This window comes from Robinsoniella sp., assembly GCF_034124845.1.
This window is the reverse complement of the sequence record NZ_JAWYAJ010000570.1, coordinates 1-9,130: the sequence shown is the minus strand read 5'-3', so window position 1 is coordinate 9,130 and position 9,130 is coordinate 1. Positions and strand designations below refer to the sequence as shown.

Genomic DNA, 9,130 nt, shown 5'->3' with positions numbered 1-9,130 from the left:
AATGAGAAAATCTTCTATCCCCCTAATGAACTGAATACGAATGATACTCCCCTCGCCAGGGGCTCCTCCGGAACACTTGCATACTATGCGCCTTGGGGTGATGTGGTTCTCTTTTATGGAGCATTTGATGGTGCAGGCGGATTGTATGAACTTGGAGAAGCAGTGTCGGGTGCTGACCGGATTGAATCCCTGTCTGGAGAAATACAGATCAATACCATAAACGGAGAGTTAGATAAAAGCAGCTTATCCCATAAATAAACAGGACGAAAAAGGAGATGAACAGATGAGCAGTTTTATTATAAAGGGGATTCTTATTGGCCTCCTCTTTGGTATGCCCTTTGGCGCAGTTGGAGCAATGACAGCACAGAGAACCTTAGTTTATGGCATGAAAGCAGGATTGTTAACAGGTCTTGGTTCTTCTGTTTCAGACTGTGTTTACGCCTGTATCGGTGTATTTGGATTGACCCTGATATCCGACTTTTTACTTCGGTATCAAAGCATCATCAATCTGGCAGGTGGCTGTCTGATACTGGGAATGGGTATCCGCATGCTGCTGTCAAAAAATGGCGGGACGCAGAATACCACGGATTCTCCCGGAGGCATCCGGATGTTCGTTTCCTCATTTGCAGTGGGTATCATGAATCCGGCAGCCATTCTTACTTTTCTGTTTGCCTTTTCCTTGCTTGGGATACATGGGCAATGCAGGCTGGCCGAGGGAATGGGGCTAGTTACTGGCGTATTTTGGGGGACGTACTGCTGGTGGGGAATGCTCTCCGGTGCAGTTGTTCTGCTGAAGAAAAAAGCGAAAAATAATTGGCTCCCGATCATGAACCGGACATTAGGCATCATCTTAATTTTATTTGGTTCCGTGATGTTAGTTCAAAAAATTTTTATGTGTTAAACAAACGTACAGGAGATTAGGAGGAAAGATAAAATGGATTATTCGTTTAATAATAAAATAGATCGCAGAAACACCGGTTCATTGAAGTGGAATGTACCGGAAAATAAACTGCCCATGTGGGTGGCTGACATGGATTTTCAGACAGCTCCCGAGGTTATACAAAGCATTATTGCCAGAGCCGAACAGGGCGTATTTGGCTATACAACTATAACCGATGATTGGTATCAGGCATATCAGTCATGGTGGAAAAAACGCCATAAATTTGAAATCAAAAAAGAGTGGATGATCTTCTGCACCGGAGTAGTACCCGCCATTTCCAGCATTGTCCGAAAAGTTACCACCGTTGGTGAGAATGTAGCAGTCATGACCCCGGTATACCATATATTTTTTAATTCCATCGTAAATAACGGGAGAAATGTGCTTGAGAGCCGATTACTTTACGATGGCAGTACTTATCAAATTGATTTTGCTGATTTAGAAGAGAAGCTTGCCCTCCCTGAGACAACCCTGTTGATTCTATCCAATCCCCACAATCCGGTTGGTCGAATCTGGAGTAGAGAAGAACTTAAAAAAATAGGTGATTTATGCAGCAAATACCATGTACTTGTGATTTCAGATGAAATACACTGCGATCTTACCGAACCGGGACGAGAATATACCCCCTTTGCATCCGTATCTGACAACTGCCGACTCTACAGTATTACCTGTGTATCCCCTACAAAAGCATTTAATCTGGCTGGAATCCAGACGGCTGCAGTAATTGTGCCGGAGGTTAACCTGCGCCATAAAGTCAGCAGGGGACTGAATACCGATGAGGCTGCAGAACCAAATGTATTCGCAGCTATCGCCCCGGTTGCGGCATTTACCTATGGGGGACAGTGGCTGGATGCTTTAAAAACGTATCTCTGGGAAAACAGAAAATTTGCGGAAGACTATATCAATAAGGAAATATCCGGAGTATCTGCAGTTTCTGCAAAAGCTACCTATCTGCTTTGGATAGACTGCAGGAACATGATTGGAAATTCATCAGAACTCTGCAGTTTTATATACAGACACAGCGGTCTGTATCTTTCTGACGGTCAAGAATTCGGCAATGGGAATGGATTTATACGTATGAATCTGGCTTGTCCACGAGAACTGCTTGCAGATGGGCTCAAACGGTTGAAAAGCAGTGTGGAAGCTTATGAAACATGGGTGTGTGAGCAGTACTAGTTTTTGTATAAGTCAGCTATATCCTGTAGTCTGCGCTTCATTTCTGTACGGATATGCAACGGCTCTAAACACTCGCATTTATCAGCTGATACGGCTCAGATGTTCGCACAGTTTTTCCGAAACGGTCTGCATATTCAAACGAAAGCAGCTTGCTTTCCTGCAAAGCTGTTTTGATAATTTCTAAATATGGCTGTATGTTCCTGTTAACCATCCACGGACTTAAATCTATGCTTATTTGATTTGCTTTTAATTCAATGTCTTTGGCTCTGTCGGCGGGGATAAAACTCTTGACTTTCGCAAGGTCATTTACCAGTTCATTCCCCTGTATCATATTGGAAATACTGGAAAGCCCCATCAAAATAGCAGAAAGGTCGGCAGTAGAAAAAACTTTGCTGTCGACTTTATAGTTCTGCATGATTTCAAAACCTCCGCCCACTCCCGATGTTGATCGAACAGGTATCCCCGCCATGTTGATTGCGTCTATATCACGGTAAATTGTGCGGGATGAAACTTCAAACATATCTGCTAACTCCTGTGCGCCAATCCGCTTTTTATCCAGAAGTATCATAATAATGCTAATAAGCCTGTCAACTTTCATCTGATACCCGCCTTTCATAATTTCTTATTTATGATAGATTGTTATCTTTCCCGCAGCTTCACCGCTTTAGAAGCAGCCCGCCGCCGTTCATCCTTCAGTTTCGCATAATGTTTTTTAGTTGTATTTACATCAGAATGCCCTAGTACATCAGCAACAATATAAATATCCCCAGTCTCCTGATAAAGCGCCGTACCGTAAGTAGAACGGAGTTTATGAGGTGTAATTGTTTTAACCGTCACTGCAGAACTATATTTCTTTACTAATTTTTCCACCGCATCTACGCTTATGCGTTTTCTAAGGTTGGAGAGAAACAATGCATCTTCGTGTCCCGCAATTGGTGTAATGGAATTCCTGGATAATTCCAGATAATCCTTCAGACCATTTTCCACTTCTGATCCAAAATAAACAACCATCTCATTTCCACCTTTTCGTATAATACGGATTCCGTTATTTTTAAAATCCACATCGGAAATATTAAGCCCCACGCATTCGGACACACGTATCCCGGTTCCCAGAAGAAGCGTAATGATTGCCAGATCGCGGTATTTATGCTTATTATAATGGTAAAGCTGGACACCGGATAATTCATTGCCGCAGTTCTCTATATGATCCAGCAGATTAGCCACCTCATCCGGATCCAGCTGGATAATCGCTTTATCGCTGAGTTTCGGCATATCCACCATGCGGGCAGGATTAGCAGGAACCAGCTGCCTTTTGCACAAATATTCAAAAAAGCTTCGGATGCTTGACATCTTCCTTGATATCCCTGTTCTGGAATTTGTCTCGTATGAGCCGCTTTCACTGGTGGTATACGCTTTGAGATATTCCTGATATTCTTCAAAATCCACTGGTTGAAGCAGTGAGAGATCATCCAGTTTGATGTCTTTTAAATTTTTCTCCGCCAGAACAGGATTGGTAGACTGTAAGAAGCGAAAAAATACACGTAAATCATATGCATATGAAATTCTTGTCTTATCACTGGTTGTTGGCTCCTTCGCCCGAAAAAAATCCTTTACATAGGGCGGCAGCTCCAGAAGCATTTCCCGCAGCTTCTCCGTATTCATAATTTTTTCCTGATCTCTATATGTAAGATTAGCCATGTACCCTCCAAAATAATTTTATTTTAATTCTAAAGTACAATGATTATAGCACATACCTGTGAAAAATACCAGGTTACGCGGTTAAACAAAATATTTTTCCGCATAACTTTCCAATAGACCCCTGTCAGTTGCCAATCTCAGACAGACTATAATGAAATAGCAGTGATATTATCCATGATTTCCTGTTCCCGGAATAGATTTGAAACAGCCATTTCATAATCAATGAGTTTTTCTGCCTTTTTTATTTTTTTAAGATATTTATCCGGATTCGTAAACATACGTCCCATATAAAACCAAAGCTCTTTCATTTTAAACAGAACATTTTTACCACCGGAAATAGTCTCCTGATAGCCCTGATATATCGTATTATGAAATTGCAGAAAACGGTCTTTGTTAAGCAGCTTGTGATTTTCAATACCTTGTAACAGACCGGGATTCATCAGCAGCCCCCTGCCAAGCATAATTGTCTGAATATCAGGAAATTGTTCCACAAATTTTTCATAGTCATGAACCGTAAACAGATCCCCATTATAGCAGACCGGATTAACGGATGATGCGAAAGCAGTGCCAAATACTTCCAGATCAGGCGAATTTTTGTAATAATCTTTTTGGATTCTGGGGTGAATAATCAGTTCTTCCAATTGATATTTATTATAAATCTGAATAAGTTCAGAAAATTCTTTCGGGCTGTCTTTGCCGATTCTGGTCTTAATCGAAATTTTCATATCCAGTTCCGAGCATACCTTATCCAGAAACAGATCCAATTCATCCTGAAAGGCAAGAAAGCCGGAGCCTTTCTTTTTGGATACTACCGTGCCGGATGGGCAGCCAAGATTCAGATTTACTTCATTATATCCCAATTGTTTTAATTCCAGCGCCGTCCAGATAAATGCATCTGCCTGATTTGTCAAAATCTGAGGAACCAGACGAATCTGATTATTATGTTCCGGCATGATGTCCTGCATCTCCCGGTATGAGAAACGCCGGTTCTGGTTCGGTACTAGAAATGGCGTAAAATATTTATCTACACCTGGGAAAAATGTATGATGGGCATTCCGATAAATATACCCGGTTATGCCTTCCATCGGGGCAAAATAGTAGCGCATGTTGTCTTCTCCTGTTATTGTGTGGGTTTGAGTTTGGGTTTGAGTTTGGATTTACTTTTAGATCATTATATACAAAGAATTATAGAAAGACAACCTGAGATTTCAATTTGTGAATCGGTCTGTATTAATAATAAGCATATTAATCATACAATATCCTCCTACAAAGTATACCAGCTGTGAGAGGTTTTGTATTAATAAGAATATTAATCATACCGTCTTGTTAGCAATTTCGGTCTTGCTGGAAAGAGTTTTGTATTAATAAGAATATTAATCATACCTATTATTCATACGGGTATAGCCCAGACGTGGGATCCGGGCTATGAGTCAAATATATTAACCTCAGTTGTTAATATACTCACAGTTTAATATAGACCGCGAAAAATGTCAATATATGGAATGACACGAATTGAAACATCTAAAATGCCATGATTCGTGTTTACTTAGAGCCAGCTTATTATTTTCATGGAGACAGGTTAGAAAATATCTTGACGTTTACTGTCAAATATGATAAAAGTAATAAGGTAATACCTTTAATGGGAAGGATGTGGGTGAAATGGAAATACTGCCAATGGAAAAGGTTAATTTAAGCAATTCTGTAAAGGCATATTTGATAAAATACATCCGTGGAATGGACGCAAAACTGGGAACAAAGCTTCCGCCGGAGAATGAAATGGCGAAAAATTTTTCAGTCAGCCGCGTGACGATCAGACGGGCACTGGATGACCTGGAAAAAGAGGGACTGATCCTGCGGATACACGGAAAAGGAACATTCGTTAATCCGGATGCTCTGCAAATTAAGACCAGCTTATTGCCCGGTGGGGAATTCCGCCAATTGATACGGGATTCGGGTTACGAAGCAAAATTTGAAATACAGCGGTTTGAAAAGCTGTTCAGCGATGGAGAAGTGAGCAGAAAACTGGAAATACCCGTAGGAACTCCATATTATCTTCTGGAGAAACTTTATTTTGCGGATCAACATCCGGCAATTGTCAGTATTGACAGAGTTCCCTGCGATTATTTTAATCAGGATCCTGAATCAGAGGAACTGAACGAGTTATCCATTTTTCATATCTTGAAACATAAAGCAGGATGCATTATCAAGCGGGATAAGATTGAAATCGAAACCATGGATTTGGTAAAAATGAAACAATACAGCAGATGCAGTGAAAAAATGGAGTGCAGCAGTGTGTTGTGCTTTCATGGCATTAATTATGATCAGAATAACCGTCCGGTTATTTTAGATACAGAATTTTATAACACCGATTACATACGCTTTAATATGATTAGGGTAAAAGATGTTTACAAAGATTAAGGTTATTCTAGAATAGCCTTTTCTTATAGAAAAAGCAAAGGTAATACCATATTACCCATATTATGAATTAAGGAGAAAAGAGAAATGATGGAGAGGAAACAAAAACAAATCCCTATGCTGGAGAAAATTTTTCACTTATCGGAACGGGGTACCAATGCCAGAACCGAGATGGTTGCAGGATTGACAACTTTTTTGACTTGTGTGTACATAGTAGCCGTAAATCCGGCAATTCTGTCTGCTGCCGGAATGGACACTAAAGCAGTGTTCTGGGCGACTGCTTTGGCTTCAGCGATTGCCTGTATCTGGATCGGAATCTGGGCAAATCTTCCCTTTGCACTGGCACCTGCAATGGGTCTTAACGCATACTTTGCCTATTACGTTGTAAATACTCTGGGTCTGACCTGGCAAAATGCACTTGCCTGTGTCTTTATATCAGGTGTTACATTCATGCTTTTAAGCATCCTGAAGGTGCAGCAAAAAATCGTTGATGCCATGCCGGAATGTATAAAATTATCCGTGGGGGCCGGTATAGGCTTTTTTATCGCATTTACCGGTCTGCATCAGGCAGGCATTATCACCGCATCCAAAGATACACTTTTAACATTAGGTGATTTATCCAATCCGGGTGCACTGCTTGCTTTAGCCGGAATTTTCGTCATGGCGGTTCTTGTCATCAAACAGGTTAAAGGCGGCATACTCATTGGAATCCTTGGAATCACCGTGATCGGCATTTTTATAACCAATCCACTCACTGGAACATCATACACACAGCTTCCGGATACACTTGTTGCATTTGACAATCCGGTTAAAGCACTGGCACCAACGTTAGGCCAGTTATCCATAAAGGGAATGTTTACCGGTGCACCGGTGATCGTCTTAGGTGTTATATTTGCAATTATCAGCTTCCTGTTTGTAGATTTATTTGACAGCATCGGAGTATTGTTAGGCGTTGCCTCCAAAGCCGGGCTGTTGGACAAAGACGGGAATCTTCCATGTGCAGGAAAAGCATTATTCGTCTCTGCCGGAGGCGCCGCTATCGGAGCGCTGCTTGGTACGAATACCGTTACCATCTACGGTGCGGAAAGTACCACAGGTATTGCCGAAGGCGGACGTACCGGTATGACTGCCTGTGTGACAGGAGTACTGTTTCTTCTGGCACTGTTTTTCTCTCCGGTATTTTTAATGGTTCCATCTATAGCGACGGCACCTGCCCTTGTTATGGTAGGTATTTTTATGATAGAACCCCTTCGCAGTATTGATCTGAAGGATATATCCATCGCACTTCCGGTATTTTTAACCGTTGCATTTATGCCATTTTCCTATAATATCGCATATGGTATTCTGTTTGGTATGATTGGTTACACCGTAGGTAAAATCGCAGCCGGAAAGTCTAAAGAATTGACCGGTACCGTAAAAGTACTGACTGTCCTGTTCGTTATTTATCTCGTACTGGACATTATTTTATAAATCAGGAGGAACGCTATGCGTACATTTGAAGAAATAAAAAATACCATTGAAACAGGTCTTGGAAAATATCTCTGTGATCTGAAACTAAAAGATGTCTGTCTTGTTAATGTATATACCAACGAAATATACAGGACAGATATATACATCAAAAATAAACGGATCATTTCCATTGAACCAAATGCCGGTCTTGAAGCAAAAGAATGTCTGGATTGCAGCGGCAAATATGCCATACCGGGATTTATTGATACTCATATGCACTTTGAGTCAACCATGCTGTCTCCGGAAGCATTGGCCTCGGTGGTCGTTCCCCAGGGTACCACCACCTTATGTGCAGACCTTATGGAAATCGCCAATGTAGCAGGGGAAGAGGGCTTAAGGGAGATGTTAGTGTCTATGGACCGCCTGCCTTACCGCATGCTTATTGAAGTATCTTCCAGAGTTCCCACCGCTCCGGGCTTAGAAACAACCGGCGCCATCCTTGGTGAAAAAGAAGTAAAGAAGATTATGGAATGGGAGGAGAGTATCAGTCTGGGTGAACTGGATCCATCCAAAATCTTATTTGTCAAAGAAGAATACATCCATAAAGTTGCTGACACACTTGCACAGAGAAAAATTGTGAATGGACATGCAATCGGAAGATTAGGCCAGGAACTCAATGTATATGCCAGTTCCGGTATTTCCGATGACCATGAATGTGTGAACGCAGAAGAAATGCTTGCCAGACTCCGTGTGGGCATGAAGGTTCTGATCCGCGAAGGCAGCAGTGAACGAAACGTAGAGGAATTGATAAAAGGTGCTGTAAAGGAGCAAATTCCACTGGAAAACCTCATGTTCTGCACCGATGATAAACACGCCAGAGAGATCCAGCAGGAAGGACATATTAATTATAATGTCAACCGTGCAATAGCACTGGGAATCCCCCCTGTTGAAGCAATTAAAATGGCTACTATTTACGCAGCAAAACATTTCCGAATGGAAGATGAAGTAGGAAGTATCACGCCAGGAAGGCTTGCTGATATACAAATTGTCAGTGATATTACAAATATTAAACCCTCAGTTGTCATTTTTGAAGGAAAAATAGTTGCAGAAGACAATGCGCTTCTAAAGGAATGCAAGGTAACCGAATATCCGGAGTGGATTAAAAATACCGTGATTTTGAAAAAACCGGTTACGGAAGAATCCTTTTCCTTTAAGGCAAAATCCAATGGTACTCAGGCAAATGTTCGTGTGATTGATTTAATTCCCAGCCAGATAATCAATAAAGAACTGATCGACATTTTGCCAGTCCGGGAAGGAGAAATTATTTCGGATACAGAACGTGATATTTTAAAACTGGCTGTAGTAGAGCGTTATGGAAAATCAGGCGATATCGGCATGGGATTTGTACATGGATTTGAACTGAAAAATGGCGCTCTGGCATATTCCATGTCACAC

General features: G+C 41.4%; 8 protein-coding genes and 1 pseudogene. 6 read left to right on the top strand and 3 right to left on the bottom strand.

What is annotated here, in order from left to right:
• From ACH2DQ_RS28255 to ACH2DQ_RS28245, 3 genes are all read left to right on the top strand, one after another.
• Positions 1–258 (top strand): cyclophilin-like fold protein (locus tag ACH2DQ_RS28255; protein ID WP_395028743.1); only part of this gene is annotated, 258 nt, incomplete at its 5' end.
• Between the two features lie 25 nt (positions 259–283).
• Entirely contained in the window at positions 284–901 is a 618-nt protein-coding gene (locus ACH2DQ_RS28250) for a LysE family translocator (protein WP_394911830.1), read from the top strand.
• A gap of 33 nt (positions 902–934) precedes the next feature.
• Complete coding sequence (locus ACH2DQ_RS28245; protein WP_394911831.1) at positions 935–2,113, top strand: MalY/PatB family protein; 1,179 nt, start codon at positions 935–937, stop codon at positions 2,111–2,113.
• A 79-nt stretch (positions 2,114–2,192) separates the two neighbouring features.
• On the opposite strand, the pseudogene ACH2DQ_RS28240 reads toward ACH2DQ_RS28245, so the two are convergent.
• The 3 genes and pseudogenes from ACH2DQ_RS28240 to ACH2DQ_RS28230 all read right to left on the bottom strand — a co-directional run.
• A pseudogene (locus ACH2DQ_RS28240) lies at positions 2,193–2,711 on the bottom strand (helix-turn-helix transcriptional regulator); the annotation flags it as partial.
• Between the two features lie 41 nt (positions 2,712–2,752).
• Positions 2,753–3,811, bottom strand: coding sequence for a tyrosine-type recombinase/integrase (locus ACH2DQ_RS28235; RefSeq protein WP_394911832.1), 1,059 nt, complete (start codon positions 3,809–3,811; stop codon positions 2,753–2,755).
• A 146-nt stretch (positions 3,812–3,957) separates the two neighbouring features.
• Complete coding sequence (locus ACH2DQ_RS28230; protein WP_394911833.1) at positions 3,958–4,917, bottom strand: tRNA-dihydrouridine synthase; 960 nt, start codon at positions 4,915–4,917, stop codon at positions 3,958–3,960.
• Positions 4,918–5,470: 553 nt separating this feature from the next.
• On the opposite strand from ACH2DQ_RS28230, the gene ACH2DQ_RS28225 reads away from it, so the two are divergent.
• The 3 genes from ACH2DQ_RS28225 to ACH2DQ_RS28215 all read left to right on the top strand — a co-directional run.
• Positions 5,471–6,229, top strand: coding sequence for a GntR family transcriptional regulator (locus ACH2DQ_RS28225; RefSeq protein WP_394911834.1), 759 nt, complete (start codon positions 5,471–5,473; stop codon positions 6,227–6,229).
• A gap of 84 nt (positions 6,230–6,313) precedes the next feature.
• Positions 6,314–7,696, top strand: coding sequence for an NCS2 family permease (locus ACH2DQ_RS28220; protein WP_394911835.1), 1,383 nt, complete (start codon positions 6,314–6,316; stop codon positions 7,694–7,696).
• Positions 7,697–7,711: 15 nt separating this feature from the next.
• The coding region (locus tag ACH2DQ_RS28215; protein ID WP_395028742.1) for an adenine deaminase at positions 7,712–9,130 on the top strand (1,419 nt) is incomplete at its 3' end.

Bases quoted from the DNA above. Each gene is read 5' to 3' on its own strand.
- ACH2DQ_RS28250 (WP_394911830.1), top strand. From the start codon at position 284: ATGAGCAGTTTTATTATAAAGGGGATTCTTATTGGCCTCCTCTTTGGT.
- ACH2DQ_RS28245 (WP_394911831.1), top strand. From the start codon at position 935: ATGGATTATTCGTTTAATAATAAAATAGATCGCAGAAACACCGGTTCA.
- ACH2DQ_RS28235 (WP_394911832.1), bottom strand. From the start codon at position 3,811: ATGGCTAATCTTACATATAGAGATCAGGAAAAAATTATGAATACGGAG.
- ACH2DQ_RS28230 (WP_394911833.1), bottom strand. From the start codon at position 4,917: ATGCGCTACTATTTTGCCCCGATGGAAGGCATAACCGGGTATATTTAT.
- ACH2DQ_RS28225 (WP_394911834.1), top strand. From the start codon at position 5,471: ATGGAAATACTGCCAATGGAAAAGGTTAATTTAAGCAATTCTGTAAAG.
- ACH2DQ_RS28220 (WP_394911835.1), top strand. From the start codon at position 6,314: ATGATGGAGAGGAAACAAAAACAAATCCCTATGCTGGAGAAAATTTTT.